Here is a 24,993-nt window from a genome sequence, read left to right on the forward strand (position 1 = left end):
ATAGTGGCTTCTCTAAAAGAAATAGATACACGTATAAAATCAACCAAAAAGATGAAACAAATCACTAAGGCGATGAACATGGTTTCAAGTTCTAAATTACGTAGAGCTGAAAACAATACTAAACAATTCAAGCCTTATATGGATAAAATGCAAGATGCTATTACAGCAGTAGCTGGTTCTAACAAGAATTCAAACCATCCTATGCTTCGTCAAAGAGATGTAAAACGTAGTGGTTATCTTGTCATAACAAGTGATAAAGGATTAGCGGGTGCTTATAGTGCCAACGTTCTTAAAAAATTAATAAGTGACATCAAAGAAAAGCATAATGATAGTAGTGAATATAGCATTGTTGTTTTAGGTCAACAAGGTGTTGACTTCCTTAAAACACGAGGCTACGAAATAGAAAATTCATTAGTTGAACTACCAGACCAACCTTCATTTAAATCTGTTCAAGCGCTAGCAAAACACGCAATTGATTTATATAGTGAAGAAAATATTGATGAATTGAATATTTACTATAGTCATTATGTCAGTGTATTAGAAAATAAACCTACTACTAAAAAGGTTCTTCCATTATCTCAAGAAGATTCAAGTCAAGGTCATGGTCATATGTCTACATATGAATTTGAACCCGATAAAGAATCTATCTTAAGCGTCATCTTACCGCAATATGTTGAAAGTTTAATATATGGTACGATTTTAGATGCTAAAGCAAGTGAGCATGCGTCACGTATGACTGCAATGAAAAATGCTTCTGATAATGCTACAGAACTTATTGATGACTTATCATTAGAATATAACAGAGCTAGACAAGCAGCAATCACACAACAAATCACTGAAATTGTTGGTGGTTCGGCAGCACTTGAATAAAATTAAAAGGAGGAAAATAGCATGGGAATTGGCCGTGTAACTCAAGTTATGGGTCCTGTCATTGATGTTCGTTTTGAACATAACGAAGTCCCTGATATTAATAATGCCCTTATTATTGAAGTTCCAAAAGAAGAAGGAACAGTTAGCTTAACACTAGAAGTTGCACTACAATTAGGTGATGACGTTGTTCGTACAATCGCAATGGATTCAACTGATGGTGTTCAAAGAGGCATGGATGTTAAAGATACAGGTAAAGACATTAGTGTACCTGTTGGTGACGAAACACTAGGAAGAGTGTTTAACGTACTAGGCGACACGATTGACTTAGAAGAAAAACTTGATGATTCAGTTCGTCGTGATCCTATTCATAGACAATCACCTGGATTTGATGAATTATCTACTGAAGTAGAAATTCTTGAAACAGGTATTAAAGTTGTAGATTTATTAGCACCTTACATTAAAGGTGGTAAAGTTGGATTATTCGGTGGTGCCGGAGTAGGTAAAACAGTATTAATTCAAGAATTAATTAACAATATTGCTCAAGAACATGGTGGTATTTCAGTATTCGCGGGTGTTGGTGAACGTACTCGTGAAGGTAATGATTTATACTATGAAATGAGCGATAGTGGCGTAATTAAGAAAACAGCAATGGTATTTGGTCAAATGAACGAACCACCTGGCGCACGTATGCGTGTTGCTTTATCTGGTTTAACAATGGCAGAATACTTCCGTGATGAACAAGGACAAGACGTTTTATTATTCATTGATAACATTTTCAGATTTACGCAAGCAGGTTCAGAGGTATCAGCGTTATTAGGTCGTATGCCTTCAGCCGTTGGTTACCAACCTACACTTGCTACAGAAATGGGTCAATTACAAGAACGTATTACGTCTACAAATAAAGGTTCTGTAACATCTATTCAAGCAGTGTTCGTACCAGCCGATGACTATACTGACCCAGCACCAGCAACAGCATTTGCTCACTTAGATTCAACTACAAACTTAGAGCGTAAATTAACAGAAATGGGTATCTACCCAGCTGTTGACCCATTAGCTTCAACTTCTAGAGCATTAGAACCTTCAATAGTTGGACAAGAGCATTATGAAGTTGCACGTGATGTACAATCTACATTACAAAAATACAGAGAATTACAAGATATTATTGCGATTCTAGGTATGGATGAATTATCTGAAGAAGATAGACAAACAGTAGAACGTGCACGTAGAATTCAATTCTTCTTATCACAAAACTTCCACGTTGCTGAACAATTTACTGGTCAAAAAGGATCTTATGTTCCAGTTAAAACAACTGTAGCTGATTTCAAAGATATCTTAGAAGGTAAATATGATCATATTCCTGAAGATGCATTCCGTTTAGTAGGTAGCATGCAAGATGTAATTGCGAAGGCTAAAGACATGGGTGTTGAAGTCTAATAATTAGGAGGTATGGATAATGAATACATTAAGCCTAGAAATTGTCACTCCTAATGGTTCTATCTATGAACGAGATGATGTAGAACTAGCTGTTTTACAAACTACAGCTGGCGAAATGGGTGTGATGAATGGACACATTCCAACCGTTTCTGCATTAAAAACTGGCTACGTAAAAGTGAATTTTCATAATGGAAATGAATATGTAGCTGTTAGTGATGGGTTTGTAGAAGTTAGACAACATCAACTATCAATTATTGTCCAAACAGCTGAAACTGCTACTGAAATCGATGTTGAAAGAGCTAAATTAGCGAAAGCAAGAGCAGAATCACATTTAGATAATGATGATAATAGTGACATAAATAGAGCCAAAAGAGCGTTAGAACGTGCAAATAACCGTTTACGTGTGGCTGAACTTAAATAAATTATAAAAGGCTTGGAAATTCACCATTTAAGGTATTTCCAAGCCTTTTAATATACATACAAATCTTCTGTTTTTGCAGTTAATAGTAGTATCATTATTATGTTATTTCATGTACAATGTTATACAGTAATCAATTCTAAGGAGTAAAATATGGATTATCTAGGACAATTTGCGATAATACATTTAATTTTACATGTGATATGTATATGTATAGCTTACTGGGCATTAAATGCAATTCGCCTCGATCAATTTTTTAAAAAAGGTTATACGAAACAAATTCAAATATGCATGATATTTTTTGCTATATTATTAGGTACTAGTGTTAGTAATTTTATAATTGATTTGTTACAGTTTTCCACTCAATTAAAATATATAATGAAATAGTTCTTTTTTAGTTTTTTCATAATGAAAAACGGATATAATATATTATTGAATGATAAATTTTATACAGTAGGGAAATGTAAATAACTAGGAGATTTAAGTGGAGGATTTAAGATGGATAAAATAGTAATTAATGGTGGTAACCAACTAAAAGGTGAAGTTAAAGTAGAAGGTGCTAAAAATGCAGTTTTACCTGTATTAACAGCTTCATTATTAGCTTCAGAAGGTACTAGTAAATTAGTAAATGTACCAGCATTAAGCGATGTAGAAACTATAAACAACGTATTATCAACTTTAAATGCTGATGTTACGTATAAAAAAGAAGAAAATGCGGTAGTAGTTGATGCTACTAATACATTAAATGAAGAAGCACCATATGAATATGTGAGTAAAATGCGTGCAAGTATCTTAGTAATGGGACCTTTATTAGCTCGTTTAGGCCATGCAATAGTGGCTTTACCAGGTGGATGTGCAATTGGAAGTCGTCCAATTGAACAACATATTAAAGGATTCGAGGCATTAGGTGCAGAAATTCATTTAGAAAATGGAAATATTTATGCAAATGCTAAAGATGGTTTAAAAGGTGCTTCTATACATTTAGATTTTCCAAGTGTAGGCGGTACTCAAAACCTAATCATGGCTGCTTCATTAGCTTCAGGAAAAACAGTATTAGAAAATGCTGCAAAAGAACCAGAAATTGTTGACTTAGCTAATTATATCAATGAAATGGGCGGTAAAATCACTGGAGCAGGTACTGATACGATTACAATTCATGGTGTCGATCATTTAACTGGTGTAGAACATTCTATTATTCCAGATAGAATTGAAGCAGGTACATTATTAATCGCTGGCGCAATCACTCGTGGAGACATCATTGTACGTGACGCAATCAAAGAACACATGTCTAGTTTAGTTTATAAACTTGAAGAAATGGGAGTTAACTTAGAATATTTAGAAGATGGTATCCGAGTATCTGCTGATGGAGATTTAAACCCAGTAGATGTTAAAACATTACCACATCCAGGATTCCCTACAGATATGCAATCTCAAATGATGGCTTTACTATTGACTGCAAATGGTCACAAAGTAATCACAGAAACAGTGTTTGAAAATAGATTTATGCACGTTGCTGAGTTTCGTAGAATGAATGCAAATATCGATGTAGAAGGTAGAAGTGCTAAAATTGAAGGTAAAAGCAATCTTCAAGGTGCACAAGTTAAAGCGACTGACTTAAGAGCGGCTGCTGCATTAATTTTAGCTGGTTTAGTTGCAGAAGGAACAACACAAGTAACTGAATTAAAACACTTAGACAGAGGCTATGTAGACTTACATGGTAAATTAAAATCATTAGGTGCAGATATCGAACGCATTAATGATTAATTAATTTTTCATTCAAATATGGAGGTTTAAACATCATGGAAACAATTTTCGATTATAATCAAATAAAACAAATCATCCCTCATAGACAACCATTTTTATTAATAGATAGAGTAGTTGAATACGAAGAAGGTAAACGTTGCGTTGGATTAAAACAAGTTTCAGGTAATGAACCATTCTTCCAAGGGCATTTTCCAGATTACGCTGTTATGCCTGGTGTATTAATTACTGAAGCATTAGCTCAAACTGGTGCAGTAGCAATGTTAAACAGTGAAGAAAATAAAGGTAAAATAGCTTTATTCGCAGGTATTGATAAATGTCGATTTAAAAGACAGGTTACACCAGGAGATACACTAATGTTAGAAGTAGAAATAACTAAAATTAAAGGACCAATTGGTAAAGGAACTGCAAAAGCAACTGTAGATGGCCAATTGGCTTGTAGTTGTGAACTAACATTTGCAATACAAGATGCAAAATAAATCATAAACTAAAGCCTACAATCAGGATATTCTGACTGTAGGCTTTTAATATGCGTCATTATCTTTCAAATTTTTCATCTTTAAGTTTAGGTTTAGATTGCATCATACGGTTGAATGTTTTTTTCAATTCTTCACCAGTTAATCCATCATCGACAAGTTCTTCTAATAAACTTTCGGCATAAACTTGACGTAAAGTATAGATATGGCATTCAAATACGACTGACATTGTTTTATCAAATTGCTTAACACTTTTAACAGTGGCATCAAATAATGCAGGATCATTTGCAGGTCTAGTAATTACGACACGAATATCTAATAATTTATCATTATCTATATAGTCTTTAAACGTGTGATAATGTTCATTTGAAATTACAATTTCTAGTAACCAACCAGTGCCACTACCTTCTTTATTAATAATGACACCATCTTCTAACTCATATTCAGTCACACCACCGTTTTCACTTACGATTTGAAAACGTACAGCTTTAAATGTCTTCATAAAGTCACTTCCCATTTGTTTTATATTTACAAAAAATGATTTATTTTTAATTGGAGTATACAATTTTTGATTATTTTCTTTAAATATATCAAAAATTAAGGGTAAATAGCTATATATTTTGAAAAAATAGCATTTTGACGGTAATGAGAGAAATAATTATTATAATAGGTAAGAGGAGGTGACACATGTTAAACAAAATAGTTATAGTTGGCAGACTTACTAAAGATGCCCAAATTTATGAAAAGGAGGACGGTAATAAAGTAGCAACTTTTTGTGTAGCTACTGAAAGAAATTATAAAGATCAAAATAATGAGATTGCATGCGATTATCTATATTGTAAAGCTTTTGGCAAAACTGCAAGTAACATTGAAAAATATACACATCAAGGTTCACTAGTAGGAATAACTGGTCAAATGCGATCGCGAAAATATGAAAAAGATAACCAGACTCATTTTGTAACAGAACTATATGTAGAAACAATTAAATTTATGTCCTCTAAGGCAAAAGAATCCAATATCCTCTCTAACGAATATGATGAAGAGTCAAATGAACTCTTTAATATAGGTTAGACATCCATTAATTATTCAATAACTCCCAATTATTTATACTTTATCCTATCTTAATATAAATTATCATCTTTCAATTATACTCGAGCGACCTTTTTTAAATTAATATTAAAAAAGGTCGTTTATTTATTAGTTTATACAGGAAAATTGATTCAATTCACGTCAGAATTATCTGATAGATTTCAATTGTATTACAAACACATCACAGACACATGTATTATATAAACTGTCATGGCAGTTTTCATAAAGGATAAAATTTAAAATTACACTAAAATATAATGTAATTCGCACGTAAAAAACTAGCTTTCATTTTTATTTGGCTGTAACCTGCAAGGAATTTATGGATGTTACAGTAGTATTTGTAAATTAGTTAAAGAAAACAAATCACTTTTAGGAGGATTTTTTAATAATGAAAAAAACAATTATTGCATCATCACTAGCTGTAGGATTAGGCGTTGTAGCAGGTAATGCTGGACACGACGCACACGCAAGCGAAGCAAATATTAATGAAGCAGAATTAGCTCAAAAAGCTCAATCAAACGATCAAACATTAAACGAAAGCCCTATCCAAGAAGGTGCTTATAACTATACATTCGATTACAATGGTTTCACTTATCACTTTGAATCAGATGGTACAAACTTCTCATGGGATTATCACCAATCTGGTCAATCAACTGAAGCTTCAAATACTCAAGCTCAACCACAACAAGATGTAAGTGAACAAGCTTCAGCATCAACTAACGAAACTTCTGCACAAGAAGTAAGCAATCAACAACAATCAAAATCAGCTCAACCTGAACAAGTTTCAGCACCACAAACTGAGCAAACTCAACAACCACAACAAGAAACTACTTCAAATAATCAATCAAGCTCAAATGATTCAAGCTCAAGCGAAGCTTCAAGTGGTTCTGGCGTAAATGCTCATTTACAACAAATCGCTCAACGTGAATCAGGTGGCGACATTCATGCTACAAACCCATCAACTGGCGCTTCAGGTAAATTCCAATTCTTACAATCAACTTGGGATTCAGTAGCACCAGATGAATATAAAGGTCAACCAGCAGCAAATGCTCCTGAACACGTTCAAGACGCTGCAGCTCAAAAATTATATGATACAGCTGGCCCAAGCCAATGGGTAACTGCATAATATAAGATATTTCTTTCACCCTATTTTGATAGGGTGAATTTTTTTATCATAAAAATGACTTAGTTTAAAAACGTGGAAATTTCAATTGTTTATGAATTTTTATTAAATTAATAAATGAAACTTTTAGATAATTGATTTCATGTATTTATTTTGCTAATGTTATATATGACAGTAATTAAAAAGAAAACTACTAGGGGAGCCTTATGGCTGAGATGAATTTTATTCAGACCCTTACAACCTGATTTGGTTAGCACCAACGTAGGAAAGTAGTATTTATTATTAAAGGCGCATATTAACCTTGATATTAACTACTTTCCTATTTGGGAAGTAGTTTTTTATTTCAAGGAGGCAATTTGTGATGAGTTTTTCTAAAGAATTAAGGGTAGCTGCAGAACCAATTATTGAAGATATTTACAACGATGGTTTTATTCAAGATTTATTGCATGGTGAATTATCGAAACAAGCCGTTCGACAGTATTTACGTGCAGATGCTTCGTATTTAAAGGAATTTGCTAATTTATATGCATTATTGATACCTAAAATGTCAGAATTAGAAGATGTGAAATTTTTAGTTGATCAAATAGAATTTATGTTAGAAGGTGAAGTGGCCGCTCATGAATCTTTAGCTGCTTTCATAAATGAACCATATGATGAAATTGTTAAAGAAAAAGTATGGCCACCAAGTGGAGATCACTACATCAAACATATGTATTATAATGCTTATGCACATGAAAACGCTGCTTATACGATTGCTGCAATGGCGCCATGCCCTTATGTTTATGCCGTTATTGCTAAAAGAGCAATGCAAGATCAAAATTTAAATCGTGATGAAAAAACAGTTGATTGGTTTGAATTTTATAGTACAGAAATGGATGAATTAGTCCGTGTCTTTGATGACTTGATGGATCGTTTAACTCAACAATGTACTGAAAATGAAAAAAATGAAATTAAAGAGAACTTCTTGCAAAGTACACTACATGAGAGAAACTTTTTCAATATGGCTTATATAGATGAAAAATGGAATTATCGAGGTGATAAATATGAATAAGCCTAAAATAGCTTTAACAATTGCTGGTACAGACCCAACAGGTGGAGCAGGTGTTATGGCAGATCTTAAGTCATTCCATTCTTGTGGTGTGTATGGCATGGCGTCAATAACTAGTATTGTCGCTCAAAATACATTAGGGGTTCAGCATATTCATAATCTTGAGACATCATGGGTAAAAGAACAATTAGAAAGTATATTTAATGATGAATTACCTCATGCAATTAAAACAGGAATGATTGCAACTAAAGATACAATGCATTTAGTACAAAGTTACTTACAACAATATCCCGAAATTCCATATGTTATTGATCCAGTTATGCTTGCTAAAAGTGGAGACTCTCTTATGGATGATGAAACTAAACAAAAACTTCAAGATACTTTATTGCCATTAGCAGATGTCGTTACTCCAAATATACCAGAAGCTGAAGAAATAACTGGTATCAAGATTGATACAGAAGAAAATATACGTAAAGCAGGTAATATATTCATTAATGAAATTGGAAGTAAGGGCGTAGTTATTAAAGGCGGGCATTCTGCAGATTTAAATAATGCTAAAGATTTTCTGTTTACGCAAGATGGTGTTTATACATTTGAAGATGAACGTTTTGAAACTAAACATACACATGGTACTGGTTGTACATTTTCAGCAGTAATAACAGCAGAATTAGCCAAAGGTCGTTCTATATATGAAGCGGTAGAAAAAGCTAAAAAATTCATTTCATTAAGTATCAAATATACACCAGAAATAGGTAAAGGTCGTGGCCCTGTTAATCACTTCGCATATCTTAAGAAAGAAGGGTTAGATGATGAATAATTTAGAAAAACTTAGAAATGAAAATCCACTAATCGTCTGTTATACCAATGATGTTGTAAAAAATTTTACTGCTAATGGTTTATTAAGCATAGGTGCAAGTCCAGCAATGAGTGAAGCGCCTGAAGAAGCGAGAGATTTCTATAAAGTTGCGGGCGGTTTGCTTATAAACATTGGGACACTTACACATAATAATGAAGATGATTTAATAAAAATTGGTAAAATTGCTAACGAATTAGAAACTCCTATTGTTTTTGATCCAGTCGCAGTTGGAGCATCACAGTATAGAAAAGATTTTTGTAAACGCTTTTTAGACGAAGTGGATGTATCTGTAATCAAAGGAAATGCTTCTGAAATTTTAACACTAGTCGATTCAAATACAACAATGAAAGGTACAGATGGAGACAGTGAATTAAATGTATTAGACATTGCAAATGATGCATATAAAAAATATCAAACTGCTATAGTAATTACAGGTGAACATGATATTGTGATGCAAGATAATAAAATGACAAAACTTTCAAATGGCTCATCTATGTCAGCTAAAATTACAGGTGCAGGTTGTTTATTAGGTGGTATCATTGCGAGTTTCTTATTCAGAAATACTAAACCTAAACATGAAACGCTTGTCGAAGCAGTAAGCTTTTATAATATAGCAGGTGAAATTGCTGCAAGTGAAGATAAAGTAAAAGGTCCGGGTTCATTTTTACCTGAATTATTAGATCAAATGTATTTACTCGATTATAAGACTTATGAAAAATATGTTAAAAAAGAAGAGGTTGATTAGGTGGAATTTAAAGCGTCACAATTAAAAATATATTTTATCTGTGGAACTCAAGATATACCTGAACAAAAATCAATAAAAACAGTTTTAACCCAAGCACTTGAGGCTGGAATAACTATGTTTCAGTTTCGAGAAAAGGGCGAGAATGCTTTGAAAGATAATGAAAAAGAGAAATTAGCAAAAGAATTACAATCATTATGTCAATCTTATCATGTACCTTTTATTGTTAATGATGATGTATCACTAGCAAAAAAAATTAATGCTGATGGTATACATGTAGGTCAGGATGATGAAGACGTGAAAGCTTTTGCCAATGACTTTCAAGACAAAATTATCGGACTTAGTGTTGGTAATATAAGTGAATATGAAACGTCTGATTTAACAAATGTTGATTACATAGGTGTAGGTCCTATGTTTAATACACCTTCAAAAAGTGATGCAAGTGAACCAGTTGGTCCAGAGATGATTAAACAGTTAAGACGAAGAATTGGTGCATTTCCAATGGTTGCAATTGGTGGCATTACTGAGGAAAATGTTAAGTCTATTGCAGATGCTAATGCAGACGGTATATCAATTATTTCAGCTATAAGTAGAAGCCAGAATATTGACAACACTGTTAATGAATTTAAGAAATATTTCAATTAATCATTAATTTTTTCCACTTTTTGTTTTATACCATGGTATGAGTATGATAGAATAAAACCTATGTGAATATTACAATAGAGGTGGAAAAATGAAGAAAAAAGCGTTGCTACCTTTGTTTTTAGGTTTAATGGTCTTTTTAGCAGGCTGTGACTATTCTAAACCTGGAGCTCGTAGTGGATTTTTCTATAATACGTTCGTTGAACCTATGAAACACTTATTACAGTGGTTAGGTAACGATGTTTTAAACAATGATTATGGTTTAGCTATTATCATTTTAGTAATAGTTATACGTTTAGTGTTACTACCATTCATGTTATCAAACTATAAAAATAGTCATATGATGCGTGAAAAAATGAAAGTTGCAAAACCTGAAGTAGATGGTATTCAGGAAAAAGTTAAGCGTGCTCGTACTCAAGAAGAGAAAATGGCTGCTAACCAAGAATTAATGGAAGTTTATAAAAAATATGATATGAATCCAATGAAGAGTATGCTTGGTTGTTTACCAATGCTCATTCAAATGCCGATTATCATGGGATTATACTTTGTTCTAAAAGATAAATTAGTTAGTGGTTTATCAGTACATCCACATTTCTTATGGTTTAATTTAACTAAACCGGATATTTGGATTACTATTATTGCAGGTGTTTTATACTTTATCCAAGCCTATGTATCAAGTAAAACAATGCCTCAAGAACAACGTCAAATGGGATACATGATGATGATTGTGTCACCAATTATGATTATTTGGATTTCATTAAGTTCTGCTTCAGCATTAGGTTTATATTGGTCAGTCAGTGCGGCATTCTTAGTTGTGCAAACACACTTTGCTAATATGTACTATTCTAAACTTGCTAAAAAAGAAGTTGAACCTTTACTACAAAAATTTGATCAAGACGGTAAGTCATCAAATAAAAAAGGTAAAAATACTCAAGTAGTATCCAAAAAAAATAAAAAATAATAATAAAAAGCGACAAATCAATGATTTGTCGCTTTTTTCTATAATTGATGCCACTCGGATAAGAATTGTGAAACAAAATGTTCCATAAAATCATGACGTTGAATAGCGATTTGTTTAGCAGTATTCGTGTGCATTAAATCTTTTAATTTAAATAATTTTTCGTAAAAATGTTTAATTGCTGAAGGTGATAAAGTGGATAAAGTATCATCATTAAAATTTTTGGGTAATTTAGATTCAGTCCACATTGGTTCTTTAAAGTGGCCTGCAAATTGAAAAGTTCTAGCTATACCTATGGCACCAATAGCATCTAAACGATCAGCATCTCTAACAACTTGTCCTTCTACTGTTAATTCAACATGATTGTTAGCACCATTTTTATAACTCATATTTTCAATGATATGAAGAATATGAGATTGATCTGAATGAGTTATTTCAAGTTTATCTAAAAATTGATTTAAATGTTGTTTAGCCGACGTTGTATCTACTAATTTTGCATCAATAGTATCATGTAAAAGACTGGCTAATTCGATTATTAAAGTGTTGCTGATAGCTTCATTGTAAGCAATATGTTTTGCCATTGAATGTACTCTATAAACATGTGCAATGTCATGACCGCTATAGTCAGTTTTATGAAATGATTCCATATACTGGCTAGCTAGACTGATACGTTCTTCATTTTTCATACAGACATCCTTTCCTTTTCATAATGAAACCTGAGACATTCACATTTTTACGTCTCAGGTTAACTTTGATTATGATTTATCTTTAGGGCTAAATGTCTCCTATAAAATTGGAGACAATAATTGAGAAATACCTTCTTTAAACTTAATCCATAAACTACGTTGTTCATAAATTTCTTTTGTTAATTGATCTGATACCTTTAAATCTTCAATAAAAGCTTGTTTTAGTGATCTAGCTATACCTTCATCATATATAAAGGCATTTACCTCGAAATTAAGTGTGAAACTTCTATGATCCATATTTGCAGTACCAACACTTGCAACTTCATCGTCAATAATTAATGTTTTTGAATGTAAAAATCCATTATTATACTGATAAACGTTAACACCAGCTTCGAGTAAAGATGCTACATTTTTTAAAGTTGCCCAATAAACAAAGGGATGATCTGGCATATTAGGTATCATAATATTTACTTCTACGCCACCTAAGGCAGCAATTTTTATAGAATCTAAAAATGCTTGATCAGGTATAAAATACGGTGATTGTATATATATAGATTTTTTGGCTGAAGAAATCATTTTGAGATAGCCATATTTAATTTGTTCCCAGTCCTCATCAGGTCCACTAGAGGCAATTTGTATACCGATAGTTCCGCCTGAATCAACATCGGGGAAGTAGCGTTCTTCATATGTAATATTGTCACGTGTAGATTGTGAATTCCAATCAAGTATAAATCTTAATTGTAGTGCATTAACTGCGTCACCTTCGACACGGAGATGAGTATCTCTCCAATAACCAAATTTTTTGGATTTACCTAAATATTCATCACCAACATTAAATCCGCCTACATAACCTATTTTGCCATCTATAACAACTATTTTACGGTGATTACGATTATTCATACGCAAGTTGATTAAGGGAAGTTTAGAAGGGAAAAATGCTTCTACATGGCCACCTTTTTCTCTGAAAGACTTTAAATCTTTCTTTCTTAAATCTCTTGACCCCATATCGTCATACAGCATTTTAACTTCAATGCCAGATTCAACTTTATCTTCTAATGCTTTTAAAATCGTTTTACCTAATTTATCACTGTGAAAAATATAGTATTGTATATGTATATAGTCTTTAGAATTTTTAATATCTTCTAGTAGATCATCAAATTTTTGATTACCATCTGTATAAATTTCAACTTCATTATCTGTCGTTAAGAATGCGGCATTATTGTATAACAACATTTGAACCATTTCTTTAAATTTAACGATTTGGTGATTTCCTTTTGAAAAATCTTTATCTTTAATCGCTTCAAGTTGTTCATCCACAATCATTTCAAGTCCGACTTTATCTTCTTTATCTAATGTGAAAATATGGTCTCTTTGAATTTGACGTCCAAACAATAGATATAATATGAAACCTAATAGAGGCAAAAATACTAGAACTAATAACCAAGCCCATATTGAATTAGCAGTGCGTCTTTCCATAAATATAATTGTAAAAGCGAAGGCCAAATTTAATACAAATGCACCAATCAAAACAATATTAATAATGAGGTTAGATTGAGCAAGTGTCATAGTGAATATTTCGAACATAAAATGCCTCCTTATTGTTTTATATTTTTAGTAAAAATAAAATCTTTTAAAAAAGTTTTTAACTATATAATTGTACCATGAAGTCATATATTTATCATTATACTGTTGAGAGATTGGAAAGGGCTACAATTGACTAATTTGTTATAGAGAAGTAGGATAAAATGGAAATCATTTAAGAGGTGACGAAAGTGACAGAACAAGATCATGCACATCACTCAGAACAAATTAAAACAAATTTGAAATCAAGATTAAATAGAATTGAAGGACAAGTTCGTGCTATCAACCGAATGATAGAAGAAGATGTTTATTGTGATGATGTTTTAACACAAATTAGAGCAACACGTTCAGCTTTAAATAGTGTAGCTACTAAATTATTAGAACAACATATGAAAAGTTGTATAACTGAAAAAGTCAATAATGGTCATCAAGAAGAAGCCATGGAAGAGTTACTTGTAACTTTTCAAAAATTAATGAAAGATTGAGGGAAATAAAGTGCAACAAAAAATTGTTTATACTTCAGGAATCGAAACGACTGAACAAGCTAACAAAATGGAAACAATATTAAAGGAAATGATAGGTGTATATGATGCAAATGTAGATCTTAGCAATGGTCACATTTCAGTTGAATTTGAGACACCTGCTAATTTAAATAGTATAGAAAAAGAAATTTATGATTCTGGATTTAAAGTGCTTTATTAATCATTAGTATTATATATTAATATGACTAAGTTTAAGTTATAAAAGTAAAAGATTATAATAAATTTTTAAAATCATGTAGTAAAGTGACGTTGTTTGGGGTATGATGTATATGAAGTCAACCAAACGAGGTGTTATTAGTGAAGAATTCAGAGAAAATTCAAAATGTGGTTAATTTATTATCATCGTTAGGTGTAAATATTAAAAAAACTAAATCTCGTTTAGACATTATTAATACATTGCCTGCAACAAAACAAATCAGTCACGAATGTAAATAAGTGAATTGGATTTAGGTCAGTAAGCGCATTTTAATTGTGAGATGAAGTCGTCATTGAAAAATGGCGTCTTTTTTATTTAAAAATAGAGTCAGTCCTTGTTTATAGGATTTGACTCTATTTTTTGTGTATTCTGTTACTTTTCAATAGATTGGTATTTTTTAGGTTCATGGTAATAGATAGCTAAAATAACACCAATACCTGTCATTAAACTCCAAAGTGAGCTACCACCATAACTTATAAATGGTAATGGAATACCAGTTATTGGAAGTAATTGAACCGTCATACCAATATTTTGTAATATATGGAATACGATTAAAGATACATATCCAATAATAAATACTTTGTTATATTGGTCATTAATTCGGCTAGCTAATCTAATTAAATGAAAAATTAACACTAAGAATAATAATATAAGTACAACTGAACCAATAAAGCCCATTTCTTCTCCAATTACTGAAAAAATAAAATCGGTATGGTTTTCAGGAATATAGACTTCACCATGATTATAACCTTTACCAAATAATTGACCTGAACCAATAGCTTTTAACGATTCAGTTAAATGATAACCATCTCCACTACTATATGAATAGGGATCTAACCATGAATTAATACGTCCCATTTGATACATCTTTATACCTAATAAATTTTCTATTAAAGAAGGTTTAAATATAATAGCAAGAATTATAGAAGCACCAATAACTATTGCTGAAATAAAGATAGGCGCTAGCAATCTCCAAGTGATTCCACTGACTAACATGATGCCTGCAATAATTGCACAAATAACTAAAGTTGTACCTAAGTCATTTTGTAATAAAATCAATGCCATAGGAATAATCGATACACCTATGATTTTGAAAAATAACATTAAATCAGATTGAAATGACTTGTTAAACGTAAATTGGTTATGACGTGCTACTACTTTTGATAATGCTAATATAAGAATAATTTTCATGAATTCTGATGGTTGGATACTTATAGGTCCTAAACTATACCAACTTTTAGCACCATTAATCACAGGTGTTATAGCTGTTTCGGGTAATATTAATAGACCTACCAGTAAAATACAGAAAATAGTGTAAAGCAAATATGTATAATTTCTTATTTTTTTAGGTGAAATGAACATAATGATAATAGCCATTATAGTACCTAAAATATAGTACATGATTTGTCTGATACTAAAGTTAGCACTATACTGTCCGCCGCCCATGGCAGAACTAATTAATACAACACTAAATATTGCTAACAATGTAATAATTGCTACTAATATCCAGTCTACTTTAAGTAGCCAATGTTTGTTAGGCTCTTGACGGGATGAATATTTCATATTTTACTCCTTTTATAACACGTTATAAGATAATTATTTTTGTCTCATCTAAGATGTAGGCATCAATATTTTATCCATATTTATATAACGATTTTACATGACTTTTTTGAAATTTGCTAGAATATCAAGTTTGAAAACGATTCCTTATTTTTGAAAAGTTAATGTGAAGTTTAGTTCAAGGTTTAGAAAGGTTATTTAATTCGTCAGAGATACTCGTTACATTATTATATTATAAAATGCAAAAGTCATAGCAAATATGATAATATTAAGTTTCAGAGAAGTGCATGTATAGACTAAATACATATAATTAAATAGTAAAAATTTTAAAATGATATAACGCTAAAGATGAGCGTTTATTGGAGGAAAACGAAATGACAAAAGAGAATATTTGTATCGTTTACGGAGGAAAAAGTGCAGAACACGATGTTTCTATTTTAACTGCCCAAAATGTATTAAATGCAATAGATAAAAATGAATATCAAGTAGATATTATTTATATAACAAATGATGGCGAATGGAAAAAACAAGATAATATTACTCGTCATATTGAATCAACTGATGAATTACGTATTAATGACATTCCAACAGGAGAAATTTCACAATTGTTAAGCAATGGTAGTTTAGGCAAATCATACGATGCTGTATTCCCATTATTACATGGACCTAATGGTGAAGATGGTACAATCCAAGGTTTATTTGAAGTACTGGATATTCCATATGTAGGTAATGGGGTATTAGCAGCTTCAAGTTCAATGGATAAATTAGTAATGAAACAATTATTTGAACATAGAGGTTTACCTCAATTACCATATATAAGTTTCTTAAGAAGTGAATACGAAAAATATGAAAATAATATTCTTAAATTAGTTAATGACAAATTAACTTACCCAGTATTTGTTAAGCCTGCAAACTTAGGATCAAGTGTTGGTATAAGCAAATGTAATAATGAAGAAGAATTAAAATCAGGTATTGAAGAAGCTTTCCAATTCGACCGTAAGTTAGTTATTGAACAAGGAATAGACGCAAGAGAAATTGAAGTAGCTGTTTTAGGTAATGACTATCCAGAAACTACTTGGCCTGGTGAAGTAGTTAAAGATGTTGCATTCTATGATTACAAATCAAAATACAAAGACGGTAAAATTCAATTACAAATCCCTGCTGACTTAGATCAAGATGTTCAAATGACATTAAGAAATATGGCTTTAGAAGCTTTTAAAGCAACTGATTGTTCAGGGTTAGTACGTGCGGATTTCTTTGTTACAAAAGACAATCAAATTTATATTAACGAAACAAACGCTATGCCAGGCTTTACTTCATTTAGTATGTATCCAAGTTTATGGGAGAATATGGGATTATCTTATGCTGATTTAATTTCTAAATTAATAAGCTTAGCTAAAGAACGACACGAAGATAAAAAGAAAAATAAATATAAAATCGATTAAACGGAGTTGCTTTAGATGATAAACGTAACGTTAAAACAAATTAAAGAATGGATTGATTGTGATATAGATGAACAATATCTTGATCATTCCATTCATGGTGTCACTATAGATTCCAGAGCGATAAAAGAAGGTATGCTCTTTATACCTTTTAAAGGCGAAAATGTAGACGGTCATCGTTTCGTTGAACAAGCACTTAATGATGGTGCAGGTGCATCATTTTATCAAAAAGATGTTACACCGCCTGAACAAGTAAATGGCCCAATTATTTGGGTTGAAGATACATTAAATGCATTACAAGATTTGGCTAAAGCTTATTTAAAACATGTAAATCCAAAAGTAATTGCAGTTACTGGTTCAAATGGTAAAACGACAACTAAAGACATGATAGAGAGTGTTTTAAATACAGAATATAAAGTGAAAAAGACACAAGGAAACTATAATAATGAAATTGGAATGCCTTTAACCATTTTAGATTTAGATATAGATACTGAAATTTCAATCTTAGAAATGGGCATGTCAGGTTTCCATGAAATAGAATTATTGTCTTCAATTGCAGAACCGGATATCGCAGTAATTACTAATATTGGGGAATCACATATGCAAGATTTAGGTTCTCGTGAAGGTATTGCTCAAGCTAAATCAGAAATTACTATTGGTCTTAAAGCACAAGGCACATTTATATATGATGGCGATGAACCGCTTTTAAAACCTCATGTTGATAAAATTAAACAAGCTAAATGTATAAGTATTGGTTTAGAACAAGATAATACATTAGTGTGTCAAGTTGATGATAACGTTTCAACTGAAGGTATTGCTTTTACAATAAATCAAGAACAACATTATGAATTACCCATTTTAGGTATTCATAATATGAAAAATGCAGCTATAGCAATTGCTGTAGGACATGAGTTAGGTTTATCCTATAACGTCATTCAAAACAATATAAAAAACGTTAAGTTAACTGGTATGAGAATGGAACGACATGAAACTGAGAACCATATAACTGTTATCAATGATGCTTATAATGCTAGCCCGACTAGTATGAAAGCAGCAATAGATACATTAAGTAATATGGAAGGCCGCAAATTGTTAGTACTAGGTGATGTTCTAGAATTAGGAGACAATAGTAAACAAATGCACGAAGAAGTTGGAAATTATTTACACGATAAAGATGTCAACCAATTATTTACGTTTGGTAAAGAAGCGGCATTTATTCATAGTGCAGGCAAACAATTTGTGGGCGAGGCTTATCATTATGAAGATAAAAATAAACTTATTTCTCATATTACTGATATCGTTCAACCAAATGATAAAGTTTTAATTAAAGGCTCAAGAGGCATGAAATTAGAAGATGTAGTCGATGCACTAATTAAATAAAAAGTATTACATTCCAATAGTAAGACATATGTTAATTTCTAAGTTAAATGGGAATAACATAGTAGTCTTACTATTTTTATTTAAAAAATAAAATATATTTATGGAACGCTTTCAATATATGCACGTCACCATTTTAAAAGGAAATGTTTCATAATTAAGAGTCATTATTCACCACTATATACCAACTGCTTTATTGCTATAATAAATGTTAGGTGGTACTATTAAGAAGTTGATAAAACATAAATGAACATATATGCAAATAAGTATATTGAGAAATAAACAGGTAAAAGGAGAATTATTTTGCAAAATTTTAAAGAACTAGGGATTTCGGATAAAACGGTTCAAACGCTTGAATCAATGGGGTTTAAAGAGCCAACTCCTATCCAAAAAGATAGTATCCCTTATGCGTTAGAAGGATACGACATCCTTGGACAAGCCCAAACAGGTACTGGTAAAACGGGTGCGTTTGGAATACCTTTAATTGAAAAGGTAGTTGGAGAACAAGGTGTTCAATCATTAATTCTAGCGCCTACTAGAGAATTAGCGATGCAAGTTGCAGAGCAATTAAAAGTATTTAGTAAAGGTCAAAATGTACAAGTCGTTACAGTATTTGGTGGTATGCCAATCGAACGTCAAATTAAAGCACTAAAAAAAGGTCCACAAATTGTTGTTGGTACTCCAGGACGTGTTATTGACCATTTAAATAGACGTACATTAAAAACTAATGATATTCATACACTTATTTTGGATGAAGCTGATGAAATGATGAACATGGGATTCATCGACGATATGAGATTTATTATGGATAAAATTCCAGCTGAGCAACGTCAAACGATGCTATTCTCAGCAACAATGCCTAAAGCTATCCAAACTTTAGTACAACAATTTATGAAAACACCTAAAATTATTAAAACAATGAATAATGAAATGTCAGATCCTCAAATCGACGAATATTATACAATTGTTAAAGAATTAGAAAAATTCGATACTTTCACAAACTTCCTAGATGTACATCAACCAGAATTGGCAATTGTATTTGGACGTACAAAACGCCGTGTTGATGAATTAACAAGTGCATTATTATCTAAAGGATATAAAGCTGAAGGTTTACATGGTGATATTACTCAAGCTAAACGTTTAGAAGTATTGAAAAAATTCAAAAATGATCAAATCGACATCTTAGTTGCAACAGACGTAGCAGCGAGAGGATTAGATATTTCAGGCGTAAGTCACGTTTATAACTTCGATATTCCACAAGATACTGAAAGCTATACTCATAGAATCGGTCGTACAGGTCGTGCCGGAAAAGAAGGTATCGCTGTTACTTTTGTAAATCCAATTGAAATGGATTATATTCGTCAAATCGAAGATGCTAACAATAGAAGAATGAATGCTTTAAGACCACCTCACCGTAAAGAAGTCTTAAAAGCACGTGAAGATGACATCAAAGAAAAAGTCCAAAACTGGATGTCTAAAGAAAACGAACCACGTTTACAACGAATTTCAAGTGAATTACTTGAAGAGTATAACGATGTTGAACTAGTTGCATCATTATTACAAGAATTAGTTGAAGCAAACGATGAAGTAGAAGTTCAATTAACATTCGAAAAACCATTATCACGTAAAGGACGTAACTCTAAAGGAAATAATAATTCTAGAAGAGGCAATAATAAACGTGGTGGCGGTAAATTCGATAATAAAAACAGACGTTCATCAAAAGGTTTCTCTTCAAAGAAAAATAATAATAAAAAGTTTGATCGTAAAGATAAATCATCTCAAAACTCAAACAAAACAATGAAAGGTCGCACATTCGCTGACCATCAAAAATAAAAATTTATCAATACTCAATATATAATTTGTTTTCTAAAGAAGCACACAATTAATTTAAATTAATTGTGTGCTTCTTACTTTTGTCTTGGCGAATAGAAAATAAAAGTAATTTTTAAGTGATGAACGTTAATAAAAATGAAGCGACATTTAGAAGAAAAATTGACTATGCTATAATGTGGTTAAAAATTATAAAGGAGCTAAATTAATGAATAGTACATTTCATAAAAGTCCAAAAAATGCTTTAACATACTACTTCTTAACAGCGGGACTCAGTTTTATTATTGAAATAATTATCTATGCTATTCTTTTTTATCTTTGGTATCAATTTAATTGGTGGCACTTTATTATATACATATACATAGTGTTATGGATCGTAAGTTTAATTAGATTGATTTCAAGTCCTTTACTTAAATACAATTATTTATTTTATAGAATTCAAAATAATGTCATAGAAGTTAAGTCAACTTTTTTCTTTAAACATCAAGATATTTCTAAAATTGAAAGACTACAATTTTTACAAATAAATACTAATCCTTTAGCGAGAAAGTTTAAAATTAATGAAATAACATTTGTTTCTGCTGGTCATAGTTTTGAACTTCCATTTGTATCCGAAGAAGAAGCAGAATTTATACAAGAACAGATATTTAGTCAATTGAGAGGAGCAGAATATGATGTATAGTCCGCAAAAATTGCATCCGATATCATATGTTTCCGGATTGATAGAAGCTTTCAAACAAAATTTTATAGTTATCATTATCTTTTTAGTTTTTAATTTTAAAGATTTTGATTTTACTAATTTACGTGAATATATTGTTCCTGCATTATTAACTATCTTTTTCTTAATATCGTTTATTGGTCAAATTTTAAAAGTATATAATACTCGGTATTGGATAGAGAACAATCATTTCATATTGACTACAGGAATATTTAATAAAGAACGTAAAGAATTAGATATAAGTCGTATTCAATCTGTAGACACTTCTCAAGATATAATTAATCAGATTGTTGGTGGTGTGCAGTTACAGATAAAAACACCTAGTGATGGTTTAGAACTTTCAACCATCTCAAAAACACAAAGTATTGAAATAGAAAACACAATTAAAGACATACAAAATCAATTAAGTAATAATGATGAAAAGGATGTTAATCTTGATTCTTATTTAAATGTGGATTCAAGCGTCGATAACATTCAAGGGAATTTTGAAAATGATATGCTAGGTCAACGAAAACGCGTGTTTAAATTATCATTTAAAAATTTAATATTAATGTCTTTATCAAGCGGAGCTATAGGAGTTGCATTAGCGACTATTTCACCAATTGTAGGTAGTTTTTCTAATCTTATTCCATGGAATAGAATTACAAATGAATTATTCAGTTTTGCTAATGCTATAGCGATTGTAATAAGCATAGTAGTAGGATTGATTTTGATATTAAGTTACATAGTGGGGGCATTAATCAATTTAATTAGATATTATGGTTACACCATGACACAAGAAGGACATCAATTAAAAATTCAATATGGATTATTAACAAAAAAGAATATAACTGTACCTACAAATCGCATACAAGCTGTTATTGAACGTCAATCTTATATTAGAAAATTATTCGGTTTTACAGCTATACACGTATTAATAACTAGTGATATTGATGAAAAACTTGAAGACGACACTAGTAGTGATGGTGAAATAATGATCATTCCTTTTATAAAGCGCAAAATGGCTTATGAGATTATTCATGATTTAATACCTGAAATGGCGTTTAAAACTGCAAATTTAGGTATGCCATGGAAAGGATTTCATAGACATTTCTTAATTCCATCTATCATATTAGTTATCATTGGGATAATAGGCAGTTACTTTTGGTCTGCATGGTCATTTTTCTTTATAGGTATTATCATTATAGCTTTAATTATACAAGCTTTAATTTATATTAAATTATCAGGCTTAAAGCTTAAAAATGATGAATTAACAATTCAAAAATCAAATTTATTCAGTATCAAAAGATATTATGTAAAATATGACAAAATCATTGGTATGGAAATTGATGCACATCCACTTTTAATTAGAAATCAACTTGGCAATTTTGCATTTTTAATTGCAAAAGGAGCCAGTCATCAATCAATAGGGTTAAAATTTAAGGATGAAAAAACAATTAAATATCTAAAATCTTGGTATGTAGGAGGTGACCAACATGTCGAATTATAATTATATGGATGATAAAGCTAAAAAAGTGATGATAATGGCTAATCTAATATGGTTAAGTATACTCTTTGTTATTCTCATTATTACTTTAGTTTTAAACTGGAAATTCTTTCATATATCAGACTCTTGGTCACTAATAATTGGAGAAATTGTATTGTTTATTATATGTTGTATTTTAGCATTGATAATCATTCCTATATTTAGATATAAAAACTTTAGATATAAAATTGATGAAAATGAAATCCATGTTAGAACAGGTATATTTTTCATAAATACGAATATCATTCCTTTCTTTAGAATTCAGAATATTGATGTTAATGAAGGTTTAATAATGAGGAAATATAACCTTGCAACAATTACTTTATCAACAGCTGGTGGCAATTCTGAAATGTCTTTAATAAATATTAAGAATGCTCAGCAAATAAAACGATTAATTAAAGAAAGACGAAATAATCAAAATAATAATCAATATGATGTAAAATAAAAAAGTAATGTAGCATCTAAAATAATGAGGCGGAAAAATGATATATGGAATAGGTGTAGATTTAATAGAGATAGAAAGAATTAGAAAAGTATATAATAAACAAAAGATGAAATTTGTGGAAAGAATTCTTTCAGAAGATGAATTAATGACGTTTAATCAATTCACACAGGAAAAACGTAAAATAGAATATTTAGCTGGAAGATTTTCAACTAAAGAAGCGTTTAGTAAAGCGCTAGGAACTGGTTTAGGGAAAACAATAGCTTTTAATGATATCAATTGTTATAACAATAACTTAGGTAAACCGTGTATTGATTACAAGGGTTTTCGAGTTCATGTCAGTATTACTCACACTGATAATTATGCAATGAGCCAAGTGTTATTAGAACAATTAGATGATAATAAACAATTCAAATAGGTGAAGTTTTGAAATGAGTTGTTAGGCTTTAAAGGAGGAAATAAGATTATGTCAGAAAAATTTTATAGATCGACATATTTAAATATAGACTTGAATGCAATCTTATCCAATTATCAGACTTTTGATAAATTGCATGCTAATAAAACTGTTATCTCAGTAATTAAAGCTAATGGATATGGTTTAGGAAGTGTTAAAATCGCTCAACATTTAATGGAGCATGGTGCTTCTTTCTTTGCAGTAGCAACCTTAGATGAAGCAATCGAACTACGTATGCATGGTATTAAAGCTAAAATCTTAATATTAGGGGTTATTCCACCTACAGATATTAATAAAGCTATACAACATCGTGTTGCATTGACTGTTCCATCGAAAGCATGGTTAAAAGAATCAATTAAGAATATTTCTGATGAAAATGACAAAGCGTTATGGCTGCATTTAAAACTTGATACTGGTATGGGCAGATTAGGAATGAAAGATGTAGAAGAGTATCAAGAAGTCGTAGATATTATTAGTAAATATGAAGATTTAGTGTTCGAAGGCGTTTATACACATTTTGCTAGTGCTGATGAACCTGGTGATTCTATGGCTAACCAATACCAACTGTTTCAAAATATAGTTAATCAGGTCGACAAACCACCATATATTCATGCTCAAAATTCTGCTGGTTCATTATTAATGGATGGACAATTTTGTAATGCCATTCGTCTAGGTATATCACTTTATGGATACTATCCATCCGAATATGTAAGTCAAAATGTTAAAGTTCATCTAAAGCCAAGTACACAATTAGTCAGTGAAATTGTTCAAACAAAAACATTAAATGAAGGTGAATCTGTTAGTTACGGCAGCACATTTACTGCAACCGAGCCAACAAGAATTGCTATTTTACCTATAGGATATGCAGATGGTTATTTACGTTCAATGCAAGGAGCTTTCGTCAACGTTAATGGGAATCAATGTGAAGTGATTGGTAGAGTCTGTATGGATCAAACAATTGTAAAAGTCCCAGACACAGTTAAAGTTGGTGATAAAGTTATATTATTAGATAATCATTCAGATACGAATCAATCTGTTGAAGCATTAGCTAAGAAACAAGATACGATTAATTATGAAGTCTTATGTAATTTATCAAGAAGATTGCCACGTATTTATTATGAAAATGATAATACTGAGATAACTAATGAATTATTAAAATAAGTATAGTCACTGTTTTCAAAATTTGTTATTATTAAGATAAATCAATAAACCTTAAAAAACGC

Annotated in this window: 28 protein-coding genes and 1 riboswitch; of the genes, 24 read left to right on the forward strand and 4 right to left on the reverse strand. The window is 31.1% G+C overall.

The genetic code is table 11. The features are described from left to right. Positions 1-3 precede the first annotated feature (3 nt). The 6 genes from atpG (at position 4) to fabZ (ending at position 4,962) form a co-directional block, all read left to right on the forward strand. A complete protein-coding gene (gene atpG, locus Q4528_RS11010) occupies positions 4-870 on the forward strand; it encodes an ATP synthase F1 subunit gamma (RefSeq protein WP_017636768.1) in 867 nt (288 codons plus the stop codon). A gap of 21 nt (positions 871-891) precedes the next feature. Next, positions 892-2,304: a F0F1 ATP synthase subunit beta gene (atpD, locus tag Q4528_RS11015; protein ID WP_017636767.1), complete on the forward strand. Its 1,413-nt coding sequence runs from the start codon at positions 892-894 to the stop codon at positions 2,302-2,304. Positions 2,305-2,323: 19 nt separating this feature from the next. Next, positions 2,324-2,725: a F0F1 ATP synthase subunit epsilon gene (locus Q4528_RS11020; protein ID WP_017636766.1), complete on the forward strand. Its 402-nt coding sequence runs from the start codon at positions 2,324-2,326 to the stop codon at positions 2,723-2,725. 150 nt (positions 2,726-2,875) lie between these two features. Continuing rightward, positions 2,876-3,109: a DUF1146 family protein gene (locus Q4528_RS11025; RefSeq protein WP_017636765.1), complete on the forward strand. Its 234-nt coding sequence runs from the start codon at positions 2,876-2,878 to the stop codon at positions 3,107-3,109. Between the two features lie 111 nt (positions 3,110-3,220). Continuing rightward, complete coding sequence (gene murA, locus Q4528_RS11030; protein ID WP_017636764.1) at positions 3,221-4,486, forward strand: UDP-N-acetylglucosamine 1-carboxyvinyltransferase; 1,266 nt, start codon at positions 3,221-3,223, stop codon at positions 4,484-4,486. Between the two features lie 35 nt (positions 4,487-4,521). Continuing rightward, on the forward strand, positions 4,522-4,962 hold the full coding sequence (gene fabZ, locus Q4528_RS11035) for a 3-hydroxyacyl-ACP dehydratase FabZ (RefSeq protein ID WP_002451649.1): 441 nt from the start codon (positions 4,522-4,524) through the stop codon (positions 4,960-4,962). 58 nt (positions 4,963-5,020) lie between these two features. Here fabZ and Q4528_RS11040 read toward each other — a convergent pair whose 3' ends face one another. Then, complete coding sequence (locus tag Q4528_RS11040) at positions 5,021-5,461, reverse strand: YwpF-like family protein (protein ID WP_017636763.1); 441 nt, start codon at positions 5,459-5,461, stop codon at positions 5,021-5,023. 185 nt (positions 5,462-5,646) lie between these two features. Here Q4528_RS11040 and Q4528_RS11045 point away from each other — a divergent pair, with 185 nt between their 5' ends. The 7 genes from Q4528_RS11045 (at position 5,647) to yidC (ending at position 11,420) form a co-directional block, all read left to right on the forward strand. Then, complete coding sequence (locus Q4528_RS11045; RefSeq protein WP_017636762.1) at positions 5,647-6,030, forward strand: single-stranded DNA-binding protein; 384 nt, start codon at positions 5,647-5,649, stop codon at positions 6,028-6,030. 406 nt (positions 6,031-6,436) lie between these two features. Next, the gene (locus Q4528_RS11050) at positions 6,437-7,174 is read left to right on the forward strand and encodes a transglycosylase family protein (RefSeq protein WP_046466903.1); all 738 of its coding nucleotides are present in this window, start codon (positions 6,437-6,439) and stop codon (positions 7,172-7,174) included. A gap of 182 nt (positions 7,175-7,356) precedes the next feature. After that, positions 7,357-7,456, forward strand: a riboswitch (TPP riboswitch). Between the two features lie 76 nt (positions 7,457-7,532). Then, positions 7,533-8,222, forward strand: coding sequence for a thiaminase II (gene tenA / locus Q4528_RS11055; RefSeq protein ID WP_017636760.1), 690 nt, complete (start codon positions 7,533-7,535; stop codon positions 8,220-8,222). Continuing rightward, a complete protein-coding gene (thiD, locus tag Q4528_RS11060) occupies positions 8,215-9,036 on the forward strand; it encodes a bifunctional hydroxymethylpyrimidine kinase/phosphomethylpyrimidine kinase (protein ID WP_303521557.1) in 822 nt (273 codons plus the stop codon). The genes tenA and thiD overlap by 8 nt, the downstream gene beginning before the upstream one ends. After that, a complete protein-coding gene (gene thiM / locus Q4528_RS11065) occupies positions 9,029-9,820 on the forward strand; it encodes a hydroxyethylthiazole kinase (RefSeq protein ID WP_046466905.1) in 792 nt (263 codons plus the stop codon). Before thiD ends, thiM begins: the two co-directional genes overlap by 8 nt. Beyond that, a complete protein-coding gene (thiE, locus tag Q4528_RS11070; protein WP_046466906.1) occupies positions 9,821-10,462 on the forward strand; it encodes a thiamine phosphate synthase in 642 nt (213 codons plus the stop codon). It abuts the gene before it with no gap. Positions 10,463-10,550: 88 nt separating this feature from the next. Beyond that, positions 10,551-11,420, forward strand: coding sequence for a membrane protein insertase YidC (gene yidC / locus Q4528_RS11075; protein ID WP_017636756.1), 870 nt, complete (start codon positions 10,551-10,553; stop codon positions 11,418-11,420). Between the two features lie 38 nt (positions 11,421-11,458). Here the strand turns inward: yidC and Q4528_RS11080 are convergent, their stop codons facing one another. Both Q4528_RS11080 and cls read right to left on the reverse strand, forming a co-directional pair. Continuing rightward, a complete protein-coding gene (locus Q4528_RS11080; RefSeq protein ID WP_303521560.1) occupies positions 11,459-12,103 on the reverse strand; it encodes an HD domain-containing protein in 645 nt (214 codons plus the stop codon). Positions 12,104-12,202: 99 nt separating this feature from the next. Continuing rightward, the gene (cls, locus tag Q4528_RS11085; protein ID WP_303521562.1) at positions 12,203-13,687 is read right to left on the reverse strand and encodes a cardiolipin synthase; all 1,485 of its coding nucleotides are present in this window, start codon (positions 13,685-13,687) and stop codon (positions 12,203-12,205) included. 188 nt (positions 13,688-13,875) lie between these two features. Here cls and csoR point away from each other — a divergent pair, with 188 nt between their 5' ends. The 3 genes from csoR (at position 13,876) to Q4528_RS11100 (ending at position 14,661) form a co-directional block, all read left to right on the forward strand. Then, complete coding sequence (gene csoR, locus Q4528_RS11090) at positions 13,876-14,169, forward strand: copper-sensing transcriptional repressor CsoR (protein WP_017636753.1); 294 nt, start codon at positions 13,876-13,878, stop codon at positions 14,167-14,169. Positions 14,170-14,179: 10 nt separating this feature from the next. Next, entirely contained in the window at positions 14,180-14,386 is a 207-nt protein-coding gene (gene csoZ, locus Q4528_RS11095; protein WP_046466909.1) for a putative copper chaperone CsoZ, read from the forward strand. A gap of 137 nt (positions 14,387-14,523) precedes the next feature. Continuing rightward, positions 14,524-14,661: an Lmo0850 family protein gene (locus tag Q4528_RS11100; RefSeq protein ID WP_017636751.1), complete on the forward strand. Its 138-nt coding sequence runs from the start codon at positions 14,524-14,526 to the stop codon at positions 14,659-14,661. A gap of 133 nt (positions 14,662-14,794) precedes the next feature. Here the strand turns inward: Q4528_RS11100 and Q4528_RS11105 are convergent, their stop codons facing one another. Next, complete coding sequence (locus tag Q4528_RS11105; protein WP_046466910.1) at positions 14,795-15,985, reverse strand: FtsW/RodA/SpoVE family cell cycle protein; 1,191 nt, start codon at positions 15,983-15,985, stop codon at positions 14,795-14,797. A gap of 371 nt (positions 15,986-16,356) precedes the next feature. Here Q4528_RS11105 and Q4528_RS11110 point away from each other — a divergent pair, with 371 nt between their 5' ends. The 8 genes from Q4528_RS11110 to alr all read left to right on the forward strand — a co-directional run bounded on the left by Q4528_RS11110 (position 16,357) and on the right by alr (position 24,931). Then, positions 16,357-17,427, forward strand: a complete 1,071-nt coding sequence (locus Q4528_RS11110; RefSeq protein WP_046466911.1) for a D-alanine--D-alanine ligase — start codon at positions 16,357-16,359, stop codon at positions 17,425-17,427. A gap of 15 nt (positions 17,428-17,442) precedes the next feature. Beyond that, positions 17,443-18,804 (forward strand): UDP-N-acetylmuramoyl-tripeptide--D-alanyl-D-alanine ligase, encoded by a 1,362-nt coding sequence (locus tag Q4528_RS11115; RefSeq protein ID WP_017636748.1) that lies wholly within the window; start codon positions 17,443-17,445, stop codon positions 18,802-18,804. Positions 18,805-19,104: 300 nt separating this feature from the next. Further along, positions 19,105-20,634: a degradosome RNA helicase CshA gene (cshA, locus tag Q4528_RS11120; RefSeq protein WP_017636747.1), complete on the forward strand. Its 1,530-nt coding sequence runs from the start codon at positions 19,105-19,107 to the stop codon at positions 20,632-20,634. 205 nt (positions 20,635-20,839) lie between these two features. Next, positions 20,840-21,313 (forward strand): PH domain-containing protein, encoded by a 474-nt coding sequence (locus tag Q4528_RS11125; protein WP_029056193.1) that lies wholly within the window; start codon positions 20,840-20,842, stop codon positions 21,311-21,313. Further along, positions 21,306-22,838 carry a PH domain-containing protein gene (locus Q4528_RS11130; RefSeq protein ID WP_046466912.1) on the forward strand — a complete coding sequence of 511 codons (1,533 nt, stop codon included), beginning with the start codon at positions 21,306-21,308 and terminating at the stop codon, positions 22,836-22,838. Before Q4528_RS11125 ends, Q4528_RS11130 begins: the two co-directional genes overlap by 8 nt. Beyond that, positions 22,825-23,319, forward strand: coding sequence for a PH domain-containing protein (locus Q4528_RS11135; protein ID WP_046466913.1), 495 nt, complete (start codon positions 22,825-22,827; stop codon positions 23,317-23,319). The genes Q4528_RS11130 and Q4528_RS11135 overlap by 14 nt, the downstream gene beginning before the upstream one ends. A gap of 37 nt (positions 23,320-23,356) precedes the next feature. Continuing rightward, positions 23,357-23,734, forward strand: a complete 378-nt coding sequence (gene acpS, locus Q4528_RS11140) for a holo-ACP synthase (protein WP_046466914.1) — start codon at positions 23,357-23,359, stop codon at positions 23,732-23,734. A gap of 48 nt (positions 23,735-23,782) precedes the next feature. Next, a complete protein-coding gene (gene alr, locus Q4528_RS11145; RefSeq protein WP_046466915.1) occupies positions 23,783-24,931 on the forward strand; it encodes an alanine racemase in 1,149 nt (382 codons plus the stop codon). Positions 24,932-24,993: the final 62 nt, after the last annotated feature.

This window comes from Staphylococcus pasteuri, assembly GCF_030547725.1.
Taxonomy (GTDB): Bacteria; Bacillota; Bacilli; order Staphylococcales; family Staphylococcaceae; genus Staphylococcus; species Staphylococcus pasteuri.